Origin of the sequence: Amycolatopsis sp. VC5-11 (genome assembly GCF_037034185.1) — a bacterium.
GTDB classification, from domain to species: Bacteria; Actinomycetota; Actinomycetes; order Mycobacteriales; family Pseudonocardiaceae; genus Amycolatopsis; species Amycolatopsis nivea.
Genome location: NZ_JBAGKF010000001.1, coordinates 766,794 through 790,828, shown reverse-complemented (window position 1 = coordinate 790,828; position 24,035 = coordinate 766,794). Strand labels below are relative to the sequence as shown.

20 protein-coding genes are annotated in these 24,035 nt (G+C 70.3%); 8 read left to right on the top strand and 12 right to left on the bottom strand.

All coding sequences use genetic code 11. The annotated features are described in order from the left end of the window. Positions 1–5: 5 nt before the first annotated feature. From WA670_RS03945 to WA670_RS03935, 3 genes are all read right to left on the bottom strand, one after another. Positions 6–1,199, bottom strand: coding sequence for a cytochrome P450 (locus tag WA670_RS03945; RefSeq protein ID WP_336156943.1), 1,194 nt, complete (start codon positions 1,197–1,199; stop codon positions 6–8). 115 nt (positions 1,200–1,314) lie between these two features. Continuing rightward, positions 1,315–1,941, bottom strand: coding sequence for a TetR/AcrR family transcriptional regulator (locus WA670_RS03940; RefSeq protein WP_336156942.1), 627 nt, complete (start codon positions 1,939–1,941; stop codon positions 1,315–1,317). A 73-nt stretch (positions 1,942–2,014) separates the two neighbouring features. Further along, the gene (locus tag WA670_RS03935) at positions 2,015–3,373 is read right to left on the bottom strand and encodes an MFS transporter (RefSeq protein ID WP_336156941.1); all 1,359 of its coding nucleotides are present in this window, start codon (positions 3,371–3,373) and stop codon (positions 2,015–2,017) included. A 215-nt stretch (positions 3,374–3,588) separates the two neighbouring features. Here WA670_RS03935 and WA670_RS03930 point away from each other — a divergent pair, with 215 nt between their 5' ends. Beyond that, positions 3,589–4,326, top strand: a complete 738-nt coding sequence (locus tag WA670_RS03930) for an SDR family oxidoreductase (RefSeq protein WP_336156940.1) — start codon at positions 3,589–3,591, stop codon at positions 4,324–4,326. On the opposite strand, the gene WA670_RS03925 is transcribed toward WA670_RS03930, so the two are convergent. Beyond that, positions 4,323–5,060 (bottom strand): TetR/AcrR family transcriptional regulator, encoded by a 738-nt coding sequence (locus WA670_RS03925; RefSeq protein ID WP_037809097.1) that lies wholly within the window; start codon positions 5,058–5,060, stop codon positions 4,323–4,325. The genes WA670_RS03930 and WA670_RS03925 overlap by 4 nt on opposite strands. A 342-nt stretch (positions 5,061–5,402) precedes the next feature. Here WA670_RS03925 and WA670_RS03920 point away from each other — a divergent pair, with 342 nt between their 5' ends. The 3 genes from WA670_RS03920 to ptsP are packed head-to-tail and all read left to right on the top strand — an operon-like array spanning position 5,403 to position 8,701. Next, positions 5,403–6,275, top strand: a complete 873-nt coding sequence (locus WA670_RS03920; protein ID WP_134664175.1) for a ribokinase — start codon at positions 5,403–5,405, stop codon at positions 6,273–6,275. Positions 6,276–6,303: 28 nt separating this feature from the next. Continuing rightward, a complete protein-coding gene (locus WA670_RS03915; RefSeq protein WP_037809094.1) occupies positions 6,304–7,035 on the top strand; it encodes a hypothetical protein in 732 nt (243 codons plus the stop codon). Beyond that, positions 7,028–8,701: a phosphoenolpyruvate--protein phosphotransferase gene (ptsP, locus tag WA670_RS03910; RefSeq protein WP_336156939.1), complete on the top strand. Its 1,674-nt coding sequence runs from the start codon at positions 7,028–7,030 to the stop codon at positions 8,699–8,701. Before WA670_RS03915 ends, ptsP begins: the two co-directional genes overlap by 8 nt. A 59-nt stretch (positions 8,702–8,760) precedes the next feature. Here the strand turns inward: ptsP and WA670_RS03905 are convergent, their stop codons facing one another. Then, positions 8,761–9,423 carry a DUF1707 SHOCT-like domain-containing protein gene (locus WA670_RS03905; RefSeq protein ID WP_037809093.1) on the bottom strand — a complete coding sequence of 221 codons (663 nt, stop codon included), beginning with the start codon at positions 9,421–9,423 and terminating at the stop codon, positions 8,761–8,763. 72 nt (positions 9,424–9,495) lie between these two features. On the opposite strand from WA670_RS03905, the gene WA670_RS03900 reads away from it, so the two are divergent. Then, positions 9,496–10,545: a hypothetical protein gene (locus WA670_RS03900; protein WP_336156938.1), complete on the top strand. Its 1,050-nt coding sequence runs from the start codon at positions 9,496–9,498 to the stop codon at positions 10,543–10,545. 2 nt (positions 10,546–10,547) lie between these two features. On the opposite strand, the gene WA670_RS03895 is transcribed toward WA670_RS03900, so the two are convergent. The 3 genes from WA670_RS03895 to WA670_RS03885 are packed head-to-tail and all read right to left on the bottom strand — an operon-like array spanning position 10,548 to position 13,563. After that, positions 10,548–11,204 carry a response regulator gene (locus tag WA670_RS03895; protein WP_037809091.1) on the bottom strand — a complete coding sequence of 219 codons (657 nt, stop codon included), beginning with the start codon at positions 11,202–11,204 and terminating at the stop codon, positions 10,548–10,550. Beyond that, entirely contained in the window at positions 11,201–12,337 is a 1,137-nt protein-coding gene (gene macS / locus WA670_RS03890; protein ID WP_043831430.1) for a MacS family sensor histidine kinase, read from the bottom strand. The genes WA670_RS03895 and macS overlap by 4 nt, the downstream gene beginning before the upstream one ends. Beyond that, positions 12,334–13,563 carry an AI-2E family transporter gene (locus tag WA670_RS03885; protein WP_336156937.1) on the bottom strand — a complete coding sequence of 410 codons (1,230 nt, stop codon included), beginning with the start codon at positions 13,561–13,563 and terminating at the stop codon, positions 12,334–12,336. The genes macS and WA670_RS03885 overlap by 4 nt, the downstream gene beginning before the upstream one ends. 296 nt (positions 13,564–13,859) lie before the next feature. Between WA670_RS03885 and WA670_RS03880 the strand changes: the two genes are divergently transcribed. Both WA670_RS03880 and WA670_RS03875 read left to right on the top strand, forming a co-directional pair. Continuing rightward, positions 13,860–14,891, top strand: a complete 1,032-nt coding sequence (locus tag WA670_RS03880; protein ID WP_336156936.1) for a hypothetical protein — start codon at positions 13,860–13,862, stop codon at positions 14,889–14,891. Between the two features lie 194 nt (positions 14,892–15,085). Further along, the gene (locus WA670_RS03875; protein WP_336156935.1) at positions 15,086–18,211 is read left to right on the top strand and encodes a beta strand repeat-containing protein; all 3,126 of its coding nucleotides are present in this window, start codon (positions 15,086–15,088) and stop codon (positions 18,209–18,211) included. An 81-nt stretch (positions 18,212–18,292) separates the two neighbouring features. Here WA670_RS03875 and WA670_RS03870 read toward each other — a convergent pair whose 3' ends face one another. Next, positions 18,293–19,072: a dioxygenase family protein gene (locus WA670_RS03870; protein ID WP_336156934.1), complete on the bottom strand. Its 780-nt coding sequence runs from the start codon at positions 19,070–19,072 to the stop codon at positions 18,293–18,295. Between the two features lie 103 nt (positions 19,073–19,175). On the opposite strand from WA670_RS03870, the gene WA670_RS03865 reads away from it, so the two are divergent. Beyond that, the gene (locus tag WA670_RS03865) at positions 19,176–19,715 is read left to right on the top strand and encodes a YciI family protein (RefSeq protein WP_336156933.1); all 540 of its coding nucleotides are present in this window, start codon (positions 19,176–19,178) and stop codon (positions 19,713–19,715) included. A 23-nt stretch (positions 19,716–19,738) separates the two neighbouring features. On the opposite strand, the gene dnaB is transcribed toward WA670_RS03865, so the two are convergent. The 3 genes from dnaB to WA670_RS03850 form a co-directional block, all read right to left on the bottom strand. Next, positions 19,739–21,142 (bottom strand): replicative DNA helicase, encoded by a 1,404-nt coding sequence (gene dnaB / locus WA670_RS03860; RefSeq protein ID WP_037809085.1) that lies wholly within the window; start codon positions 21,140–21,142, stop codon positions 19,739–19,741. 714 nt (positions 21,143–21,856) lie between these two features. Further along, positions 21,857–22,654 carry an ESX secretion-associated protein EspG gene (locus WA670_RS03855; protein ID WP_240691536.1) on the bottom strand — a complete coding sequence of 266 codons (798 nt, stop codon included), beginning with the start codon at positions 22,652–22,654 and terminating at the stop codon, positions 21,857–21,859. A gap of 11 nt (positions 22,655–22,665) precedes the next feature. Next, positions 22,666–24,027: a hypothetical protein gene (locus WA670_RS03850; RefSeq protein WP_336156932.1), complete on the bottom strand. Its 1,362-nt coding sequence runs from the start codon at positions 24,025–24,027 to the stop codon at positions 22,666–22,668. Positions 24,028–24,035 lie beyond the last annotated feature (8 nt).

The window sequence follows — 24,035 nt, the reverse complement described above, 5'->3', positions numbered from 1 at the left end:
TCCGTTCAGGCTGATTCGGGGGTGAAGACGACCGGCAGATGCTCGATCTCCAGGAGTTTTCCGCCCTGGAGCGTCGAATACGCGATGTCGCCGGAGAGCCGGATGTCCGGCAGCCGCGCGAACAACCGGGTCACGACTTCTTTCAGCTCGGCCCGCGCGAGGTGGCGGCCGAGGCAGAGGTGCGCGCCGAAACCGAACGCGACATGCGGGTTCGGCTTGCGGTCGAGCCGGAAAGCTTCGGGATCCGGGAACCGCCTCGGATCGTGGTTCGCGCTGGCGTAGTTGAGAAACAGCCGCGTCCCCTTCGCGACCGGGGTGTCGCCGATGGCGGTGTCGTTCGTCGCTGTCCTGGCGAAGATGTGCAGCGGAGTGGTGAGCCGCAAGCTCTCCTCCACGAGCGCGGACAGTTTCGCGCCGCCTTCCGCCACGACCTCGCGCAGGCCGGGTTCGGTCAGCACGTGGTGCAGCAGGCCCGCCATCGCCGCGGCGGTGGAATGGTGGCCGCCGAGCAGCAAGGTCATCAGGACGCCGATGATGTCGTCGTCGCCGAGTTCGCGGTCGCCGAGCTTCCCCGACGCGAGCTGCGACAGGTAGTCGTCGCGGGGTTCCCGCCGCCGCTGGTCGAGCTGGCCGCGGATGAACGCGTCGAACGCGGATTTGCGCTGGTCGAAGGACGGGGTGCCGATGGACTGGAACGCCGCGATGGCCACCTCGCGCAGCACCCCGCAGTCGGCGGGGGAAAGACCGGCGACCCGGCCGACGACGTGGGCCGGGATCGGCTCGGCGAGCGCGGAGAACAGCTCGGCGGTTCCGGTGCCGGCGAAGGCATCGATGTGCCGGTCGACGACCTCGGCCAGGTCCGGGGCGAGGGCACGGACGGCGGCCGGGGTGAGCGGGGCCTGCATCGCGGCGCGCCAGGCCAGGTGCTCGTCGCCGTCGTAGTCGATCGGGGCGAGCCGGGGCAGCCCGCTCGGCGGGATGAACGCGCCGTCGGCGGAGCTGAAATCCGCGGCGCGGTTCGCGGTGGCACGGACTTCTTCGTAGCGAAGGACGTGCAGGTGGCCGCCGTGCCGCGAGTTGTGCGCCACGGGGCACCGCTCGCGCATTTCGGTGTAGGCGTCCCACACCTGGTCTCGGGTGAGCGACCGGTCGAGGTGGTCGTAGTCGGCCGAGTGGCGGGAGTTCGACGGTTCGGTCATGTGACGCTCCATCGGGAGTTCGGGCTTCGTTGCCGCGGTCCGTCCTTTTATTTACTGAACGGACTGGTAAATAGTTTTGCCCCGGACGACGCCCGATGTCAAGACACTCGTGGGTTCAGCTGCTGGAGCGCGCGCCGTCGAGGACGGCCTTGACCACCGAACGGTCCCAGTCCTCGCCCATCTCGACGCCGGCGAGATAGTCGGCGTAGAACGCCCCGATGATCAGCGAGACGGTGCGTTCGACGTCGGTGCCGGGCCGGAATTCCCCGGTCTCGATCGCGTGCCGCACGATCCCGGCGAAAGCGGCCCGGCGCGGGTGCAGGGTGCTGGCGCGGACGATGTCGAGGAACTCGCCCGACTGGGCCTCCGCGGTCAGGCAGGTCCCGATGATGCTCATCCCGCCGACCTCGGCGTACTGCCTGCGCATCGCGGCGAGGAGGGCGACCAGGTCGTTCTCCGGGTCGCCGGTCGGGGCGGGCAGGTCGCCGATCTGCAGACGGGCGAGTGCGGCGCCGATGAGTTCGGATTTGCTGCGGAACCGCGTGTAGACCGTCACCTTGGAAGTGCCCGCGTCCGAAGCGACCTTTTCCACCGAAGTGCCCTCGACCCCGGCCGAAGCGAGCAGCCGGATCGTCGCGTCGAGGATCGCGGCTTCGATCGCCGGGTCCCTCGGGCGGCCGCGCGAACCGGCGCCGCCTCCCGCGCGGCGTTCTTCGGCCCGCTTCGCCACCTCTGCCGCCATTCGCTCGACGTCTTCTTCGGTGACGGTACCAAGCGGGGCCGGGCCGGGCGTGCCGCCAGACCCGGCCCACCGGCTATTCCGGTGCGGCGGCGGGATTGCCCGCGGGCACTCGGGAATCCGGTTCGACGGCCTGGTTCGCCGCTCGCGCCAGCCGGTTTCCCGCTGTCTCCTTGATCGCCAGCGCGGCGGCGAGACTCAGCGCGCCGCCCAGCATCGCGTAATAAGCCGGTGCGGCCGGATCGCCCGTGGTGACGATCAAACTGGTGGCGACGAGCGGCGCCGCTCCGCCGAAGAGCACCGCGCAGATGTTCCAGCCGAGACCCATGCTCGTGTACCGCGTGCCCACCGCGAACAGTTCCGGCAGGATCGGGAGACAGGGCGCGAACGTCGCTGCGGTCAGCAGCCCCAGTACGGCCAGTGTCCACCCGAGAGTGGCGGTCCGCCCACTGCCCAGGAGCAGAAAACCCGGGTACGACAAGGCGGTCAGCGCACCCGAGCCCGCGATCAGCACCGGCCGCCTGCCGAACCGGTCGCTGAGCGCCGCGAACAGCGGCATGCCGACGCAGAACGCCGCGATGCCGACGACGTTCGCGAGCAGAGCGGCGGATCGTCCGTAGTGCAGCACCGAAACCAGATAGGTCGGCAGGTAGATCAGGTAGAGGTAGGTGAAGACCGTCAGGCCGGCGAGAATCGCGACAGTGAGGGCGATGGCGCGGAAATCGCGTCGCACACTCGCGCGCAGCGGAGCGTTTTCGACGCCGCCTTCCCGAGCCGCGGCCACGAACTCCGGGGTGTCGGCAAGCCGGAGCCGGAGGTACACGCCGACCAGGCCGAGGGGCAGGGCCAGCAGGAACGGCACCCGCCAGCCCCAGCTCGCGAGAGCGTCCGGCGAAACGGAACGGCTGACCGCGGCCGAGACCAGCGCGCCGGCCAGCAGCCCGAGCCCGATCGCCACCCCCAGCCACGAGAGCAGGAAGCCGCGGCGCCGCGCCGGCGCGAATTCGGCTACGTAGGAGATCGCGCCGCCGAACTCGCCGCCGACCGAGATCCCCTGTACCAGCCGGATCACCGTCAGCAGGATCGGCGCGGCCACCCCGATCTGGCCGTATGCGGGCAAAAACCCGATCAGCGTGGTGGCGGCCGACATCAACAGGATCACGCCGGAAAGCACCGAACGACGTCCGTAGCGGTCGCCGAGTGGGCCGAAGATCATCGCGCCCAGCGGGCGTACCAGGTAGCTGGTCGCGAAGGCGGCGAAGGTCAGCAGCAACGACGCGGGCGCGGACTTCGCCGGGAAGAACAGCGGACCGAAAACCGAAGCGAAGTAGGCGTAGACGACGAAGTCGTAGTACTCGACGAAGGTGCCGATCGAGGCGGCGGTCGCCGCCGTCCGGATTCTGACTGGGGTGGCCTTGGCTGGTCGACTGGTCATCAGTGCCTCTCTCGTCATTGAGATGGGGGCCTCGGGAAGCGAAACGGTAAGCCGCTCGCGACACTCACGTCAAGTTATCGACACTGGTGAAACGACGTGGTCGCCGGAAGTGCCGATCTTGGCGCGGGCCCGAACCGTCACGACCGAAAGACGCCAGCTTCGCCTGTCGGCTCGCGCTTCGATGGTTGAAAGCGAAACAAACGGAAGGGGCGGACATGAACCTCGACGGCAAAGTGGCGCTGGTGACTGGCGGGAGCCGCGGAATCGGTGCGGCGACGGCACTGCGGCTCGCCGAGGCCGGGGCGGACGTGGTGCTCACCTACGCGGTGAACGCCGAGCAGGCCGCGGGCGTAGTCGACCGGATCAAGGCGCTCGGCAGGCGTGCGCTCGCGGTCGCTGCGGACAACGCGGACGCGGCGGCGGTCGAAGCCGCGGTGGAAGCGGCGGTCGCCGAGTTCGGGCGGCTGGACGTGCTGGTCAACAACGCGGGCGTCGGTTTCGTCGGTCCGCTGGAGCAGACCGGGATGGACGACGTCGACCGCGTGCTGGCGGTGAACGTGCGCGGCGTGCTGGCCGCGACCAAGGCGGCGGCCAAGCACCTGCGCGAAGGCGGCCGGGTGATCACGATCGGCAGCTGCGTGACCGATCGCGTGCCGGGGCCGGGGATGGTGCTGTACGCGGTCAGCAAGTCCGCGATGGTCGGGCTGACCAAGGCGCTGGCCCGCGAACTTGCGGCGAACGGCGTGACGGTGAACCTGGTGCACCCGGGGCCGACCGACACCGAAATGAACCCGGCCGACGGTCCGTACGCGGCGGACCAGGCGTCGATGACCGCGGCCGGTCGGTACGGCAATCCGGCGGAAGTCGCGGACGCGGTGGCTTTCCTGGCTTCGCCGGACAGCGCCTACATCACCGCCGCGACCCTGTCGGTCGACGGCGGGCACGCGGCCTAGTCGCGGTAGAGGCCGACGTCGCGGGCGAGGTCGGTGAGCATGGCCTCGAACAGGACGTCCGGTTTGGACACCGGGATCGGGTAGTTGCCGAAGACCTCGAGGGTCACGTGGCCGTAGAGCCGCGCCCAGAAGGTGATCATCAGGTAGGTGAGCCCGAGGTCCAGCTTCTCCGGCGGGATTTCCCGCCCGGACTCCTTGAGCACCGTCAGCAGATCCTGCTGGAACGCGGTGAGGTCGTCGCGGAGTTCGGGCGGGACCACGTCGTTCGGCGGCATGACCAGGTCGTGCTGGGCGAGCACGTGGCCCGCCGCGGCGAGGAAGATCTTGCCGAACGGCTCGTCGAGCCTGCGCAGCGCGCTGCCGGTCGCGGTGCCGGTGGCCCCGGTCGGCGACGCGAACACCAGGGTGAATTCCTTGGTGTGGGTCAGCGCCCAGCGGCGGAACCCCTTGCAGATCTGGAACAGCTGCAGCAGGCCCTCGTCCTGCAGTTCCGCGATGTCCTCGGCGATTTCGGCGGCGAGGTCGGTGCAGACGTCGAGGCGGAGGCTTTCCAGCAGGTCGTCGCGGGATTCGTAGTAGCGGTAGAGAGCCGGTGCGGTGATCCCCAGCTCCCGGGCGATGGCCCGCAGCGTGACGGCTTCCGGGCCCTGGCCTACCAGCAGGTTCCGCGCGGTCCGGCGGATGTCGGATTCGGTAGCCGCTCGCGCGCGACCCCTGCGTGTGGGGCTGCTCATCTGGGCAGTCTAGGTGGTCTGGACACCGATTTCGGCACTTGGCGGGAGAACCGGGGCGCCGCCGACGCCGATCACTCGGGGGGCTACGTGATCGGCGCCGGCGACCCGATGCCCTCTCCGGTGCGCTTCCGGTCGGGGCAACGTCATCGGCTCAAGTCCGGTGACGCTCGAAGAAGAGCGAAGCCCGTCGCAGAAGTGACGCCTGGGGGATACGGATCCCCCGATCGAGTGACGGACAGCCGCTGTTCCGCCTGATTGTCGCACTGAGCGCCAAGAAAGTTACAAACGCTTTCACTTTCGGGCACCGACGGCGGAAAGGAAGGGCCATGGCAGAGTGGCGGCATGAGTGCTGCGGTGCTGGTAGTCGGGTCCGCGAATGCCGATTTGGTGGTCCCGGTCGACCGTCGTCCCGGCGGCGGCGAGACGGTGCTGGGCGGCGACACCGCGTTGTCCCCCGGCGGCAAAGGCGCGAATACCGCGGTCGCGGCGGGAAAACTCGGCGCGGACGTCGCGTTGCTCGGTGCGGTCGGCGACGACCCCTACGGTCGATTGCTGCGGGATTCGTTGTCGAATGCGGGTGTCGATACGCAATTCGTTCGGACTGTCGATCGGCCTACCGGAATCGCTTACATCACCGTGACTCCGGACGGGGAAAACTCAATCCTCGTCTCCCCCGGCGCGAACTCCGCGCTGGAGCCCGGCGACATCACCGACGAAGCACTGGACGGCGTACGGGTGCTCGTCGCCTCGTTGGAAGTGCCGCTGCCGACGATCGAACGCGCCGTGGTGCGGGCGCGGGAAAACGGCGTGCGGGTGCTGCTGAACCTCTCGCCGGCGGCCGAGGTGTCGCCGGAAACGCTGGCCGCGCTGGACGTCCTGCTGGTCAACGAGCACGAGGCCGCCTACCTGCTCGGTTCGGACGACGCTGACCCGCGCAAGCTGCTCGAGCTCGGCCCGCGCGCGGCCGTGGTCACGCTCGGGGCCAAGGGTGCGGCGGTGCTCGAAGGCGACAAGTCGACAACCGTCGAGTCGCCCAAGGTGGAAGCGGTCGACACGACGGGCGCGGGCGACGCGTTCGCGGGTGCCCTGGCGGCGGCTCTCGCCGATGGCGCTGACCTGGTCGAAGCCGCCCATCGGGCAGTGAAAGTCGCTGCGGTGACCGTGACCCGGCATGGCGCCCAGCCGTCGTATCCGACGGCGGCCGAGCTGGAATGAGCCACGTCTGGGCCGTGTTGCAGGTCACGTGGGCGATTCGTTCGGTTCGGCGTGGTGGCAGGGGTACGCGACCCGGTTGCGGAGGATCGCGGCAGCGCGTGATCCGCTGGCGTTGATGCCGCTCGACGAGACGCTCGCCGCGCTGGGCCGCACCGCGGAAACCTACGAGGGCCTGCGCAAAGTCCCGGTCGACGGCGTAGTGGGCTCCCTCGCGCGCGCCGAGGATTTCGACCGGCTGTTCCGGCCCCGCAACCGTGCGCTGCGGGACCGTTGGCGCGCGATCGCCGACGCGGTCGGGGAGCTTCCGCCGGTGCGGCTCGTGCGGCTGGGCGACATGTACTTCGTGGAGGACGGGCACCACCGGATCGCGCTGGCCAGGGCGCGCGGGGCGGAGGCGGTGCTCGCCGAGGTGCGGTCGGTCTGCACGGTCGCGTTCGCGATGCGCTGCCTGACACTGGCGGACCTGCCGTCGAAGCGGGCCGAGCGGATGTTCCTGGAGCGGGTCCCGCTCGCCGACGCCGACCGGACCGACCTGTGGCTGGACGACCCGGCGGACTGGTTCCGGCTCGCGGACTCGGCGGAGGCCTGGGGTTTCCGGCAGACTTTGCGGGGCCGGGTGCTGCGCGATCGCGCGGAACTGGCCCGCGCGTGGTGGCACGAGGAGGTGCGTCCGGTGGTCGAACGGGTGCGAAATCGGGAATCAGTCGCGGCGCCGCGAGAGATCGCGGTCTACGTGAGCTATGGTCTAGACCATGTCTGAGAGTGCTGCCGCTCCGGCCGAGTCCGCTGCCGGTTCCTCGCTGACCGGGGTCGCGGTGAGCCCCGGACGCGCGAGCGGACCCGTCGTACGGGTCGCCGAGCCGCTCGGGGAACCCGCCAGCACGCCCGCGCCGGACGATCCGGCGGCGGAGGCGGCCCGGATCGAACCCGCCGCGCAGGCGGTCGCCGCGCGGCTGGAAGCGCAGGCCGAGGCCGCGACCGGCGAGGCCGCGACGATCCTCGTCACGACCGCCGCGATGGCTGCCGACCCGGCGCTCGCGTCTCAGGCTCAACAGCTGGTGACGGCGCGGAACCTACCCGCGGCCCGCGCCGTCTACCAGGCCGCCGAAGGATTCGCCGACGCGTTGGCGGCCGCGGGCGGGTACATGGCCGAGCGGGTCCGTGACGTCCGGGACGTGCGCGACCGGCTCGTCGCCGAACTGCTCGGCATCGCCCCGCCCGGGGTGCCCGAACTGACGTCGCCGAGCGTTCTCGTCGCCCGCGACCTCGCCCCCGCCGACACCGCGGGGCTCGACCCGGCGAAGGTGCTCGCGCTGGTCACCGAGGAGGGCGGTCCGACGAGCCACACCGCGATTCTCGCGCGGGCGCTGGGGATTCCGGCGGTCGTCGCGGTGCGCGGGCTGCTGGCTTCCGACGCCAAGGCGCTGTCGGTCGACGGCGACACCGGCGTGATCGAGGCAGTCGACCCGTCCGCGCCGATCGTCACCGCCGCCGCGTCCGGGCCGGCTGAGTGGAACGGCGTCGGCGAGTTGTCCGACGGGCACCGGGTGAAGGTGTACGGCAACGTCGGCTCTCCGGCCGACGCGCAGGCCGCCGCGGACGCGGGTGCCGAGGGCGTCGGGCTGTTCCGCACCGAATTCTGCTACCTCGACGCACCGGCCGAGCCGTCCGTCGAAGAGCAGCGAAAAGCTTATGCCGCAGTGCTTTCGCCGTTCCGCGGCAAGCCGGTCATCGTGCGCACGCTGGACGCGGGCGCGGACAAACCGCTCGCGTTCCTGTCCCCGGACGACGAACCCAACCCGGCGCTCGGCGTGCGCGGCGTGCGGATCGCGTTCGACCGGCCGGAGGTGCTCGACCGGCAGCTCGAAGCCATCGCGGGCGCGGCGGAGGATTCCGGCGCGGACGTTTCGGTGATGGCCCCGATGGTCGGCACCGTCGAGGAAGCCGCGTGGTTCGCCGAACGCGTGCGCGCCGCCGGGATCGCGCGCGCTGGCGTGATGATCGAGATCCCCGCCGCCGCGCTGCTCGCGCGGGAGATCCTCGGCGTGGTCGATTTCGTGTCCGTCGGCACGAACGACCTGGCCCAGTACACCTTCGCCGCCGACCGCCAGCTCGGCGCGGTGGCGAAGCTGAACGACCCGTGGCAGCCCGGTTTGCTGCGCCTGCTGAAACTGATCGGCGACGCGGCGGAAGCGACCGGCAAACCGGCGGGCGTGTGCGGCGAGGCGGCGGCCGACCCGCGGCTCGCGCTGGTGCTGGCCGGGCTCGGCCTGACGAGCCTGTCGATGAACGCACCGGCGGTCCGCGCGGTCGGCGCGAGCCTGGCGACGGTGTCGAGGGAGAAGGCCCGCGAGATCGCCGCGGCCGCGCTCGCCACCGCCGATCCGGCCGCGGCGCGCAAGGCCGTCGCGGACGCTCTTTCCTAGTCAGGGGACGCCGGATCCGGGTGAGAGATGGGGTAACCGGATCCGGCGCCGGGCGCTGGTCAGCCGAAGATGCCCCGCCGAGGGTGGCGGATGACCAGCGAGCCTCCGTGGATGCGCCCGGTCAGCACGTAGCGCGGGGTGCCCGCGCGGCCGTTGCTGCCGGTCTTGTCGTCGAGCGAGCCGAACTTGATCTCGGTGATCGAGTTGTAGTCCACCGCCGCGTGCTGCGGGATGATCAGCTCGACCGAACCCCACTTCGAGTCGAGTTCGATCTGCACCACCGGGGTGGCGACGCGGGCCTCGGTGAAGTCGAGTTTGGTGCTGCCGTACTTGTTGCGCACCACCATCGCGGCCGGGACCTGCCACGGGCCGCTGCGCTGCAGTGACGAGTACTTGGCGTTGAGCTCGAGCCGCTGGCCCAGCCCGTAGTTCGGCCCGTAGCCGGGCGGTTCGGGCGTCGGCGCGTACTGCGGAGCCGCGCCGGGGTGCACCAGCCCGGGCAGGTCGGCGAGGACCGCGTTGAGGTCGCCCCGGGTGCGGGCCGCGAGCGCCTGGTCGGTGCGTTCGGTGAACTCGTCGAGGGTGAGCATCCCCTGTCCGATGGCTTTCTGCAGCACGCCCACGACGTGCTCGCGTTCGTCGTCGGACACCCGGATGTCGCGCGCGGTCAACGGCTTGGTCTCGGTCGCGGGCTGCGCGGCGGTCGTCTCTTCCTCGGCCATGGCATCGATGGTAGAACTCGATTTCCGCTGGCAGATCGGGGAAAAACCCTGAACGGACCCGTACTTCGCGCGATGGTCGCCCTTGCCGCGGCCTGCTGTCTGCTGACCTCCTGCACGAGCGAGGCTCCCGCGCCCGCTCCGGTGAGTTCGGCGCGGCCCGCTCCGACCACCCCTCCGCCGACCGGCCTCGACGGGCTGGTCGCCACCGGCGGCATCGGCGTGGAGTTGCTGCTGGCCACGTCGCCGCCGACGGTGTTCGACGCCGATTCGGGCGTGCGCGCAACCCTGCCCGGCGTTCCCGGCGGGCAGCGGACGGTGTCCGTGCTGCGCGTCGGCCACACCCCGGTCGTGCTGACCGCGCCGACCTGCCAGCAGTCCTCCTGCGACCCGGCCGAGGTGTACGTCTACCTGGGACTTTCGGCACCGCGGTCGCTCGGCAAAGCGGTGAGCGCGGCTCCGGGCGCGGACGGCACCAGCGTGTGGCTGATCCGCGAGGACGGCCCGGACCTCTGCCGGTTGGAGCACGTCGCGCTCACCGGAACCTCGTTCGGCCGGGGCACCGTGGCGTCGTGCCACACGCTCGTCCGGGTCGAGACCTCGCACGGGTTGCTGATCACCGTCGGCAGCGGCACCGCCGAAACCGTCGATGTCCTGATCGACCCGGCCACCGGGCGGACCGTGCAGCAGTCGCCGCGCATTCTCGCCGCCGCCGGTGATCGGCTCGTCCTCGGCGGGCTGACCGACCTGACCGTGCTCGATTTGCGCAGCGGAGCGCGGAAACCGGTGGCCCTGCCGGTGCCCGCGCCCAACCCGTACGTCCTGCCGAGCCGGGACGGCGATGTCGCCGCGGTCGATTTCGGCACCCCGTCGTTCCCCGGAACCGGTACGCAGACCCGGGATCTGTGGCTGCTGAACCTGCGCGACGGCAGCTGGCAGCAGGCTCCGTCGATGCCGTATTCGACGGAGAACCTGAAGCATTCCGGTCTGGATTGGACGGAAGCCGGCGACCTGGTCATCGACGACGGGGCGGTCGCGGCGTGGCATCCAGGCGAACCGGCCTGGCGACTGGGGAAGGCGAAACTCGCTCCGGCACAGCAGGCCGCCGGGGTCGCGACCTCCTGAGGTCAGTCCTCGTCGAGGCCGTGCTCGATCGCGTAGCGCGCCAGCTCGACCCGGTTGTGCAGCTGGAGCTTCCGCAACGTCGACTGCACGTGGTTTTCCACCGTCCGGTGCGACAGCACCAGCCGCTCCGCGATCTGCCGCGCGGTCAGTCCTTTCGCGACCAGCCGGAGCACGTCGGTCTCCCGGTCGGTGAGCCGCGGCGGCTCCGGCGCGCCGTCCGGGACGTCGGCCATCCGCCGGTACTCGCCGAGCACCAGTCCGGCCAGTCCGGCGGTGAACACCGGGTCGCCGTCGGCCGTGCGGCGCACCGCGTCCACCAGTTCCGCCGCGGACGCCGATTTCACCAGGTAACCCGACGCGCCCGCCTTCACCGCTTCCAGCACGTCGTTGTGTTCGCCGCTGGCCGAGAGCACCAGGACCCGCGTGTCCGGCGCGGCCGCGGTGATCTCGCGGGTCGCTTCGACGCCGGACGTGCCGCCGAGGTTCAGGTCCATCAGCACCACGTCCGGACGCACCGCGCGCGCGATCCGGATCGCCGCCGGGGCGTCCGGCGCGGTCGCGGCCACCTCGAACCCGTTCTCGCTGAGATCGCGGGCCACGCCGTCGCGCCACATCGGGTGGTCGTCGACCACCATCACGGAGATCGTCCGTTCCGTCATCGCCCGTCCCTCATCGTGGTTGGCACCCGCACTTCCCACTCCGTGCCGCGGCCGGGAGCGCTGTCCAGCACCGCGGTCCCGCCGAGGTCGTCCACCCGGCCGCGAATCGACTTCACCACCCCGAGCCTGCCCTCGGCCGCCGCCTGTTCCAGCCTGCCGCCCGCGATCCCCGGGCCGTCGTCGCGGACGCTCACCACGACCTCGTCGCCGAGGTCTTCGAGCAGGACCCAGGCGTGCGCGTCCGGACCAGCGTGTTTCTCCACGTTGGCCAGTGCTTCGCGGGTGATCGCGACGAGTTCCTCGGTGACGTGCGCGGGCAGATCCACGGTTCCGGCTGGCGTCGAGACCTGCACCGACGTGGTCGACAGCAGTTGCAACGCCGAACGGAGGTCCACGGTGTCGCCGGACCGCGTCGGCTCGGTGCTCACCAACGCGCGCAACGCGACCTCTTGCTCGCCCGCGAGCCTTGCCAACTCCGCTGCTTCACCGCCTGCTTCGAGACCGCGACGCCGTACGCGCGCGAGTACCTGGAGCACGCTGTCGTGAATTGAGCGTGCGAGCCGTTCGCGCTCGGCTGTCGCTGCTTCGGTGCGAAGTGCGCGCGCGAGCGCTTCGGCGGAGCTACGCGCGAGCGTCGCCGCCATGCCGACAAGGAGACCGCTCGCGCACAACAGCACCCCGTCACGGATGACGTCGATGTCGACGTTCGCGCGCGCGACACCAGTGCTTACTGCCACGACGAGGCCCGCCGATACGCCACAGCGCGCGCCGAAACGCGTTGCCACCGCGATCGGTGCTACTGCCGCCCAGACCGTGGTGATCAGCGGCGTGGTCGCGTTGTCGAACTGCGCCTCCGAGAGGATCCACGGCGACGTGAGCAGGAGCGCTGTGGTGAGGACGAGGTCGAAGATCACCAGCCAGCGGCGCCGTCCGTTCTCGCGCACGTACGCCAGACTCGACACGACCGACCACACGGCCATCACTCCGATGACGACCCATCCCAGCCACGGCCGCTGGAAGCCGTTGTGGTGCGCGATCGCCACTGCCAGCGCGAACAACCACGTGACGACGCGCAGCACCACGACACCGCGCCACAGCGGTGCCGCCGGATCTCGGGAAGGTCGAACAGTCACTTCTTGTCTTCTGTGCTTTCTGTGTCTTTGCCGGAGCTGGACTCCTTGTCGTCCGAGCCCTCTTCCGGATCGTCGTTCGGGTTGGCGGCTTGGCTGTGCAGCGCGTCGACAGTCGCCGGATCCGGATCGTGTTCGTGCAGCAGGGACCGGATCCCGGCGTTGAGCACGGCCAGCAGCGGCACCGCGAGCAGCGCGCCCGCGATCCCCGCGGCGACCAGGCCGGTGGCGATCGCCAGCACCACCGCGAGCGGGTGCAGCCGCACCGCGCGGCCGAGCAGCAACGGCTGCAGCACATGGCTTTCCAGCTGCATCACGCCGACCACGATGGCCAGCACGACCACCGCGCCGATGACGCCCTTCGACACGAGCGCGATCAGCACCGCGACGCCGCCGGTGATCAGCGCGCCGATGATCGGGATGAACGCGCCGAGGAACACCAGCGTCGCCAGCGGGATCACCAGCGGCACGCCGACGATCCACAGCCCGATGCCGATGCCGACCGCGTCGACCACGGCCACCGCGGCGGTCGCGCGGATGTAGCTGACCAGCGACGCGAAGCCGCGCCGTCCCGCCACGTCCACGCGATTGCGCACCCGCGTCGGCACGCCGCGCACCAGGAACGACCAGATGCCGTCGCCGCCGGCGAGGAAGAAGATCGTGACGAAGAGCGTCAGCACGAAGCCGGTGAGGATCTCGCCGACGGTGCCCGCGGTGGTCAGCGCGGTGGTGGTGATCGAGGCCTGGTTGTTCTGCAGGAAGCCGATGGCCTGGTTGATGAAGTCCTGGATCTGCTCCTGGCGCAGGTGCAGCGGACCGTTGATGAGCCAGTCCTTGATCTGGTTGAGGCTCGTGGTCAGTTGCTGCTGCAGTTCCGGGAGGCCGCTGGAGAACTGGGTGATCACGAAGGTCAGCAGCCCGCCGAGCACCGCGAGCCCGGCCACGAGCACGATCGCCGTGGCCAGTCCGCGCGGGAAGCGGATCTGCACGAGCCGCGACACCGCGGGGGCGAGCAGCGCCGAAAGCAGCAGGGCGATCGACACCGGCACCACGACCGAGGCGAGGTAGCCCAGCAGCCACACCACGGCGTACAGGGCGGCGATGACCACGATGAACCGCCACGACAGGGCGGCGGAGACGCGCAGTCCGCGCGGGATGAAGCCGGTGACGTCGGCGACTGGTTCGGAAAGGGACGGTTGTTCGCGTTGTCCGCGCCCTGGCTGGCTCACGGGGTCAACCGTATCGGCCCCGTCGACCGAAACCGGGCGGATCGCCCGGTGCGGGGCGCGAATCACCGTTTCGCCGGGCCGCGCGAACCGACTCCGGAGTAACCGGCCGTCTTCTCCGGGGATGACCCATCGTGAGACCCGGCCACACTCTGTGTTGTTCACACGATGGTGGCATCAAGCCGTGTCAAGGATGCGCGGCGACCCCCAAATTTGGTTGTCTCGGTTTTGCACCACCGCGGAACTGTGCCGTTCCCGGCAAAAACCGAAATCATTTTTTACCCGAGGAGAAATCACCTGTGACGAACGACGCTGTGCACGAGAGGCGGGGCGCGACGCGCTTCGGCCGTCTCGCGTCGCGTGCGTTGTTCGTCGTCGGCGGCGCGCTCGCGGCCACCGCGGCCGCGTGGACCGTCTCCTCTTCCGCCGCTTCGGCGGACCCGGTCGACGCGAGCGTCACGCCGGTCACCGACGCGACGGCCGCCGGAATCGGCGACGTCACCGACGGCGCGGCCCGGTTCGCGGGCGACGTCACCGGTGCGGTGCAAGGGCTTTCGTCGTGCGGCCAGGGAGCCACCACGTGGTCTGAACCAGGCACGGCGCGGCCCACCTGCTCGCTCGGCCAGCTCGGCGGCGCGCACCGCGACGATCTCGCCGGAGGCCAGCAGGCCGCCGGAAAGGTCAGCGACGCGGTGAGCGACCTCGGCCAGCACGCGGTCGTCAAGCCGGTGGAGCGCACGCTCGGCTCGCTCGAGCACATCGCGCGCAAGCCGGAGGACGCCCGCCAGGTGATCGCCGACGCGACCACCCCGCCGCCCGCCGCACAGGATTTCGGCCGGAAACTGTGGGATCTGCTCGACCCGAGCGCTCCCTCGAACCTGGTCGACCTGCCGAAACTGCCGACCGCGCCCGCTCCGGAATCCGAGCAGACGCCCGCGCCCGGCATTCCCGAGCAGCCCGCCGAGGCGGAGCAAAACCTCGGCGCGGCCGCGATGACCACGTCCGATGCGTTGCAGTCGGTCTTCCCGGCGATGGACGTCCAGTCCGTCGATCCGGTGCAGGGCGCCGAACTGCCGCAGCGCCACCACGGCGACCGCGACCTGCCCGGCGCCCCGTTCTCTCCGGCGCAGCTTCCCGCCGCGCCGCTTTCCATCCCGAACTCCCCGGCCGGTGGCAGCACCGCGCCCGGTGGACACCTCGACGGTTTGAACTTCGGCGTTCCCTCCTGGGTCGCCGCCGCCGTCGACAACGCCGTGGCGGGTTCGACCCGCACCGGCCTCGCGCACACGCCGCGCACCCCGGGCGAGCAGCCCGGCGTCACTCCTGACTGATCCACTTCACCCGCGGGGTCGTTGACGCACCCACGCGCACATCTTCGTGTGCCGTCACCGTCATCGACACATCTCCCGCGGGTTTTTCGCGCGCTGCGCAATTTCCGCGCACGCATTCCCGGTGCATTCCCTCACGAAACAGGGCGCACCTCCACAAACCCGCAAGGGACCCCGATATGAAGGAGAAAAATCCCATGCAGACCTGGGCAAAGCGCGGACTCCAGACCGCGTTGGTCACGGGTGGGTTGCTGATGCTGGGCACCGGCATCGCCTCGGCCGACGAGAACGTCAACCCGGACACCCCGGCCTCCCCGCTTGATCTCAACGTCACCGTCCCGATCGACGAAGCCAACAACGCGATCGGCACCCCGCTCGGGCAGGTCGACCTCCCGGCGCACCACAACGAGATCAGCACCAAGCCCGTCACCTCCGCCGTCAAGGGAGCGCTCGCCTCGGCGAAGACGCCCGGCGGCTCCGCGGGCAGCCTGACCGACAGCCTCCCGAAGGCGGACGCGCCCCGTCAGCTCACGCCGACCCACGACGCGTTCAAGGGCAACAAGGTCAACGGCGACGTCGTCGTCCCGATCCAGATCGTCGACAACGCGGTCGGTGTCATCGGCGACGCCCACGTGCAGGGCGGCGACCACGACCAGACCTACAGCCACAACCAGGACGTCGCGACCGACGGCAAGCACTCCGGCATCGCGGGCAACGTCGTGGCGCTCGACTACGCGCTCCCGGTGCAGATCGCGGGCAACGGCGTCGGCCTTGCCGGCGGCAGCGGCGCGGTCCACGGCGGTTCGGCGCACCAGAGCACCAGCGAGACCGGCAACATCGACACCACCGGCGAGGGCTCCGGCCTGTCCGGCAACGTCGTCGGCGGCCAGTTCGCGACCCCGGTCCAGGTGACCGGCAACGCCGCGTCCTGGATCCTCGGCAACGCCTACAGCGGCGGCTACAACGCCGACACCACCGCCACCTCCGGCGGTTCGATGAAGTCCAACGGCAAGGGCGCCGCGGGCAGCGGCAACGTGGTCGGCGCTCCGATCGCGCTGCCGGTCAAGTTCAACGGCAACGCCGGCGGCGTGTGGGGCTCGGACGCGGACTCCACCTCGAGCTCCTCGGCTGACGCGAAGGCGGGCGACACCCGTCCGGGCAGCCTGAAGGGCATCCCGACCTACATCGAGACCGACGGCGACCAGTCGTTCCTGTCCGGCAACGCCGCCGCCGCGCAGGCCAGCCCGGTCGCGAACGTCGCGTCCGTCGCCGGCTCGTGGATCGGCAACGCCACCACCGGCGTGGCCGGCCGCCAGGCGTCCTCCTCCACCCACGAGACCACCGCCACCTCCGGCGGCTTCGTGAAGACGAACGGCAACGACGCCGCCGGCTCGGCCAACGTGGTCGACCCGGCAGTGGCGCTTCCGGTCGAGGCGTGCGGCGTGGGCGGCACCTACATCGGCCGCGCGGTCGCGAACTGCGACAACACCACCACCGCGACCTCCGGCGACGGCAGCTACACGACCGGCAACGGCTCGACGCTGACCGGCAACATCGTCAACACCCAGGTCGCGGGCGCCCCCGAGGTGCACGGCATCGGCGGCAGCCACATCGGCAACGCCTCGGGCACCTCGACCGAGACCAAGACCGTCACCGCGGGCAACTACGACGGCACCCAGGGCAACGACTCGTCCGGCTCGGGCAACATCGTGCAGGTCCCGGTGGCCGCGCCGGCCGAGGTGTTCGGCGTGGGCGGCTCGTTCATCGGGCAGGGTTCGGGCGACGGCTCCGAGACCAAGGTCGTGAAGGCGGGCGGCGGCGGCAACACCGCTGACGACAACGGCTTCCTCAGCTCGAACCTCGGCACCGTCCCGGTGTCGACCCCGGTGCAGCTGTTCGGCATCGGCGGTTCGTTCGTCGGCCAGGGCCACGGCAAGGCCAGCAACGACACCACCTCCACCGCGGGCCAGGACGTGCACGCGACCGGTGCGGGCGGCGCGGGCGCGGGCAACCTCGTCGAGGCCCCGGTTTCGCTGCCGGTGCAGGGCCACGGCGTCGGCGGTTCGGTGGCCGGCATCGGCACCGGCATGTCGGACAACCTGACCGACTCGACCGCGGGCGGCGACGCCACGGCCGACGGCAAGGACGGCGCGCTCGCCGGCAACATCGTCAAGGCTCCGGTCGCCGGTGCGGGCACGATCTTCGGCGACGGGCTCGCCGGGGGCGCGATCGGCCACGGCACCGCCACCAACGACATCACCTCGACCGCGGGCGGCGACGCCACCACCAACGGTGACGGCGGCGCGGTCGCCGGCGACATCGTCGGCGTGGACCCGGCACCGGTCGCGCAGGTCTTCGGCGACGCGGTTTCGGTCGCGGGCGTGTCCTCGGGCGACGCCATGAACAACACCGTCGTCACCGACGCCGGCAAGGACACCACGTCGGGCATGGAAGGCTCGATCTCGGGCGACATCCTCGACTTCCCGGTGCCGGTCGTCGCGCAGGTCTTCGGCGACGCGGTCGCGGTGGGCGGCGTGGCGCACGCGGTCGGCGACAACGTCACCACCGTGACCGACGGCGACGACGCCACCAGCACCGACGGCACGGGCTCGGCGCTGTCCGGCTTCGACTACTACCACCCGCTGGGTGCGCTGGTGCAGATCTTCGGCGTGCCGCTGGAGGTCATCGGCGTGGCCACCGCCGAGGCTCCCAACTCGACGACGGTCGACCCCGAGCCGGCCATCGACGTGCCGTTCGGTGGCGAGATGGGCGCTGACCAGCTCCCCGCGCTGCCGGCCGTCCCGGGCCTGCCGGGCGGTTCCTCGGCCGCGCCGTCGCTGCCGTCGGCTCCGGCGCTGCCGGGCCTGTCGGGGCTGCCCACCGCCACCACGCTCCCCGCCCCGGCGCTGCCGGGTGCCGAGCGCGCTGACGTGCCGCAGGTCAGCGGCCTGTCCGCCTTGGGTCAGCTGAACCAGCTGAAGGGTGCTTCGGCGCTGCCGCAGGTCTCCGGGCTGCAGAACGGCATCCACCTGCCGTCGGCTCCGGCCGTTCCGGCTCTGCCCGGCGTTCCGGCCCTGCCGGGTGCCGCCGCGCAGCGTGCGGACGTTCCGGCCCTGCCCGCTCAGCTGCCGGTGAAGACGTCGCTGCCGACGCTGAACCAGCTGCCGGCCGTCGCCGCGCTGCCCGCCGTGCCGGGTGCGCCGACGACCCTGCCGACCACGATGCCGACCGCTCCGGCCGTGCCGGCGATCGGTGACGCGACCGGTCCGCTGGGTGCGTTCCAGAAGCTGGCCGCGAAGGTGACCAGCATCTTCAAGAAGTGAATCGCTTCGCCTGAAGCGAGCCGGGGATAACCCGGGCGGGCCCGGAAGCCACGTGCTTCCGGGCCCGTTTTTTGTGCTGGGTCAGGAGAATTCGAGCGACCGCTTCGCCAGTCCGTGCCAGAAACCGTCGATCACCGTGCGGCCCTCGCCTTCGGCCGAGCTGGCGCCGAGCGAGACGAACAGCGGCGCGAAGTGCTCGATCCGCGGGTGCGCCATCGTGGCGGCGGGGGCCTTGTGCTGGAAGTCGAGCAACGCGTCGAGGTCGCGGGCGCGCAGCATTTCGTCGCCCCAGTGGTCGAATTCCGCGGACCATCCCGGCGGGGTTCCGTTAGTGCCGTCGACCTCCCGCATCGCGCGGAGGTTGTGGGTGAAGAATCCGCTGCCGATGATCAGCACGCCCTCGTCGCGCAGCGGCGCGAGCTTGCGGCCGAGGTCGTAGAGCGCCTGAGGGTCGAGCGAGGGCATGGAGATCTGCAGCACCGGGACGTCGGCATCGGGGAACATCTCCACGAGCGGGACGTACGCGCCGTGGTCGAGGCCGCGGTCCGGGGCGTCGTGCACCGGGGTCGCAGTCGAATGCAGCAGCTTGCGCACCCGCGCGGCCAGCTCCGGCGCACCCGGCGCGGCGTATTTGACCTGGTAGTAGTGCTCGGGGAAGCCCCAGAAGTCGTAGACGAGCGGGACCGTCGTGGTGGCCCCGAGCGTCAGCGGCGCCTCTTCCCAGTGCGCCGAAACGACCAGGATCGCGCGAGGTTTCGCCAGGTCAGCGGACCATGCCGCGAGCTGGCGGGTCCACGTCGCGTCGTCAGCGAGCGGCGGCGCACCGTGGCTCAGGTACAGGACCGGGGTGCGGGTCGCCATGACTGCCTCCAAGTGTTTGAAACTTCAACTACTACGGTACGCCTGGTTCGCGGACTTGGCGAATTCGTCCTCGGCGGCCGCCTCCGTGCGCCAGACTCGACCGGTGAAGTTCTTCTGCTACCACCGGGACCGCCCAGGCTCCGCCGCGTTGCGAGCCGAGCTGGTCGAAGCGCATTGGTCCTATATGGACGGTTTCGCCGCCGAACTGATCGCCCGCGGCCCGACCCTGGACGGCGAAGTGCCGACCGGAAGCGTGCACATCGTCGAGCTCCCGGACGCCGCCGCGGTCCGCGAATTCGCTTTCGCGGAACCGAATTACCAGGCCGGCGCCTATCGGGACGTCCTGATCCGCCGCTGGGACAACGCTCTTGGCCGCACGATGTGGGAATTCCCCGGCGATCCGGAGGCGGCGAACCTGTATTTGGTGCTCGGCTTGGGTTCCGGCCCCGCCGTCGACCTCGAACCGTCCACCACGGAGTCCCTGATCGCCTACGGCCCCCTGTGGTCCGACGACGGCACCGCCTGGCTCGGCACGGCAGCCCTGGTACAAGCCACCGATGCCGCCACGGCCCGCGCACTCCTCACCGCGGAGCACTACGCCGCGATCGAGGTACACGACTGGGCTCCCGGCGGCCGCTCCTGATCGACCGGCAGGCCCGGTTCGGGTCAGTCGTGGGCCAGGTCGGCGAAGCGGCTGTAGTGCAGCTGGTGCGCGACCACGATCGTGCTCGTCGGACCGGCACGGTGCTTCGCCAGGATCAGGTCGGCCTCGCCGGCGCGCGGGTCGTCGCGTTCCCAAGCGTCCGGGCGGTTGATCAGGATGACGATGTCCGCGTCCTGCTCCAGTGAGCCGGATTCACGCAGGTCCGACAGCATCGGCTTCTTGTCGGTGCGCTGTTCCGGACCACGGTTCAGCTGGGAGATCGCGATCACCGGCACCTCGATCTCCTTCGCCAGCAGCTTGAGCTGACGGGAGAATTCCGAGACTTCCTGCTGCCGCGATTCGACGCGCTTGCCGGAGGTCATCAGCTGCAGATAGTCGACGACCACGAGCTTGAGGTCGTGCCGCTGCTTGAGCCGGCGGGCCTTCGCGCGGATCTCCATCATCGTCATGTTCGGCGAGTCGTCGACGAACAGCGGGGCTTCGGACACCTCGCTCATCCGCCGGGCCAGCCGCGTCCAGTCGTCGTCGGACATCTTGCCGCCGCGCATGTCGGCGAGGCGGATTTTCGCCTCGGCCGACAGCATGCGCATCACGATCTCGGTCCGGCTCATTTCCAGCGAGAAGATGACGCTGGTCAGGCCGTGTTTGATGGAGGCGGAACGGACGAAGTCCAGGCCGAGAGTCGACTTGCCGACACCGGGACGGGCCGCGACGATGATCATCTGGCCGGGGTGCAGGCCGTTGGTCAGCTCGTCGAAGTCGGCGAACCCGGTCGGGATGCCCTGGGACTGGCCGCCGCGCGAGGCGATCGCGTCGATCTCGTCCATGGTCGGCTGGAGCAGGTCCTCCAGCGCGACGTAGTCCTCGCTCGTGCGGCGCTCGGTGACGTCGTAGATCGCGGCCTGCGCGCGGTCGACGACCTCGTCGATGTTCGCGCCGTCCGCCGCGGCCGCGCCGTAGCCGTATTGCACGATGCGCGTGCCCGCTTCCACGAGACGGCGCAGCACCGCCTTCTCGGACACGATCTCGGCGTAGTAGCCCGCGTTGGCCGCGGTGGGCACGGTCGCGATGAGGGTGTGCAGGTACGGCGCGCCGCCGACGCGGCCGAGTTCGCCGCGCCGCTCGAGTTCGGCCGCCACGGTGATCGGGTCGGCCGGTTCGCCGCGTCCGTAGAGGTCGAGGATGCAGTCGTAGACGGCCTGGTGCGCGGGCCGGTAGAAATCGCCGGGTCCGAGCGCCTCGATGACGTCGGCGACCGCGTCCTTCGACAGCAGCATGCCGCCGAGCACCGACTGCTCCGCCGCGATGTCCTGCGGCGGCTGGCGGTCGAACCCGCCGGGGCCGGGGTCGCTCGGACCCGGATCGGACTCCGCGTACGCCGGACCGCGGTCATCGGTCACCGCCACTGCCCGGACACCTCCCCTCGCCCAGCCGTCGTACCGGCCGTCCCCGTCGTCTCGCGTGCGCCTGTCCTGTGCCGAACCGCATCCGCCCGCCGCCGCCCGTGACGGTCAGCCCAGGCGAACACCTGTTCGAGTATGCCGGAATCGGCCCGGCTTTCCCACCCGCCCGTCTGGCCCCCTTCGATGATGGACCGGACGGTTCCCCGCACCGGTGACCGCCACGCGGAGCCACCGGGAGTACCGGGCGCGAACGCACGCTAGATCCCCCGGAAGGACGAGCGCAATTCCGGTTGTTGACCGTGCTGTGGACAACCTGTGGATGACTGGGGGCAACGAATCACAGGTACCCGCGAGCCTGTGGACAAAGTGGGGACAGTGCAGATCGGCTTCACTGAACCCGCAGGTCAAGGCCTGTGCAGAGACTGTGGAGAACTTCGCGAAAACTCGTCCGGCGTGTCGTGCCGAACTGGTTCTTCGGCGTGTCGCCCCCGCGTTGGTCCACCGCCCTGTGGATGGTTGCTACGCACGGTAGATCACTGCCTCGATAGGCTGAACGAAGGAGAATTCCCCACGCGGCCCAGCCGATGGCTGCGCACAGTAAGCGATCCGGCAAAAGTGCAGGTTAACCGCGTGCAAACGCGAAACCGGGTGAGGTTCACCGGCCAGACACCGCACGGTGCCGTGCCGGGAACCCCACCCGGAGTAACGCTCGGGTGCTCAGCCTAAGGCGCTTTGGGCCTGGCGGAGCCGTTCGGAGACGGTCTGCCTGGACCACGGCGTGTACACCACGATGGATTCGCGGCCCGGCCGCTCCTCCATCAGCCAGCGCCCTTCGTCGATGTCCACGAAGTTGATCGGCTTGGGGATTCGCTTGCGTGCGCCGTTTGCCGTCCGGGCAGCGACGTACAACGTGCCGTTGCCGGTCCGCGGCGCCTGCATGATCCGCTGAATCTCCTTCAGCGGCGATGCTTGGTGCTTCCGGCCCTGGTCGCCGACCATGATCGAACTCCGCGGCTCGCCGGAGTCATTGGCTCGCCCGGTCTCGAATTCCTTGCGGTCGACGAGCAGGGCTTGCCCAGGAGGCGTTCGGGCGGCCGGAACGATGTCCAGGAAGGTCTCGAGGAGCAGTTCCGGCCGTTGCCGGGTGACAGCGAGCGTCGGCTGGCGGCCGACCCGGACCAGGCCGAATCCGCCGCCGTTGCCGCTGCCCACCAGCGCGGAGAAGTTGGCCGGGCTGCCGTCTTCGAACTGACCGTCAAACCAGCCGTAGTACTCCAAATGCGGCCGCGAGATGGAGTCGATCAGCGCGAGCAGATCGCGGTCGATCCCCCGCGGTCCCATCAATCCTGCCTGCTGCAGGCCCGCATTGACCTGCTCGTCCAGCTTGCGCTGGTCCTCGGGCACGTAGAACGCGGCAGTCTCGCCGATGACCTTGTGCGGCTCCGCGCCTCGCCGCCGGATCAGGTTGCACAACGTGTAGGCGGTGAAGGTCACGGGCCGGTCGAGGGTGATCACGTCGCCAAGCCTCATTCACCGATGACCGGCGGAACGGTCATCTGGTCGGAACCGAAGATGTCGTTGCCGTCTTCTTCCAGCAGGTACTTGGTCTGGTGCTCCTCGTCCTCCTGGCCCTTGCCGCCCTTGGCTCCGCCGCCCATACCGCCCATGCCTGCCGCACCGGCCTTGCCCGCTGCGCCTGCGCCACGCATGCCGCCCATGGCACCTGCGCCGCCAGCGCCTGCACCGGCGCCGCCTGCCGCCGCACCGGAACCGCTGCCGCCGGGCCCGAAGCCCGCACCGCCGAATCCGCCGGGTCCGAAAGCGCCACCGGCACCGCTGCCGCCGCCGCTTCCACCGCCGTACCCGCTGCCGCCGCCGGTCGGGCCGAAGGTGCTCGGGTCGAACTTCGCCGGGTCAGTCGTCGGCGGCGTCCAGCCCGAGGTCGTCGTGCCGTCGCCAGGCGGGGTGAATTGGCCGGGCCCGCCGGGACCACCCGGCGGGGTGAACTTGGGCGGATCAACCTTCGGCGGCTTGTAGTTGCCGCCGCCACCGCCCGGCGGGGTGAACTTCGGCGGGTTCGTTTTCGGCGGGGTGAAGCCGCCGCCGCCGACACCGCCCGGGCCGCCGCTGAATCCGCCGCTGCCACCGGGACCGGTGCCCGGACCGCCGCCGTACTTGCCGGGGTCGGTGTTGCCGTCGGAAATGTTGTTGCCCTGCCAGACGTTGTACTGCGGCATCCCGCCGGCGTTCTGGGAACTCGAGCCGTAGTACGCGGTGTAGGCCTGGACGTTCGTCTGGCTGTTCTGGTTGTACTTGTCGATCTCGTCGTCTTTGTCGCTGAACGGCTGGTGGTCGTACCACTTCATTTCAGGCGGGTCTTTGGGCAGTTCCTGGACCTTGCCGTGCACGTCGTGGAACGCGTCGACCTGGTTGGTCATGAAGGTCTGGCTCTTGCCAAGATTGTTGGCGGAGTCGTCGTGCCAGATCTTCAGCGCATTCGCGCCCGACTGGGCCGCGCCCGCGCTGCTGCCCTGCCAAGCGCTGCTCATCTTGTTGTTCAGCGCATCGATCTGCTGAGAGCGAGCGGAGTGCCGCTGCTTGAGCGTGTCGGCTGCGCTCCTGCCCCCGTCGAGCGAGCTGGTATTGCCCTTGCTGATCTTGTCGTAGATCGTGTACGCGTCGATTGACCCGCCACCGACGTTCGCTTGGGCATGTTCGGCGTGCGGTCCGCCGCTGAAGATGCTGGTTGCCGCACCGACCAGGCCGCCAACCACGCCTCCGACGACTGCTCCCTCAGGCCCGAGCACGGCGCCGTAGGTGGCTCCGATGGCCGCACCCTTGGCAGTGTTCTTCAGCGTGTTGCCTGTGCTGTTGTCCTCATTCCCCATAATGAGAA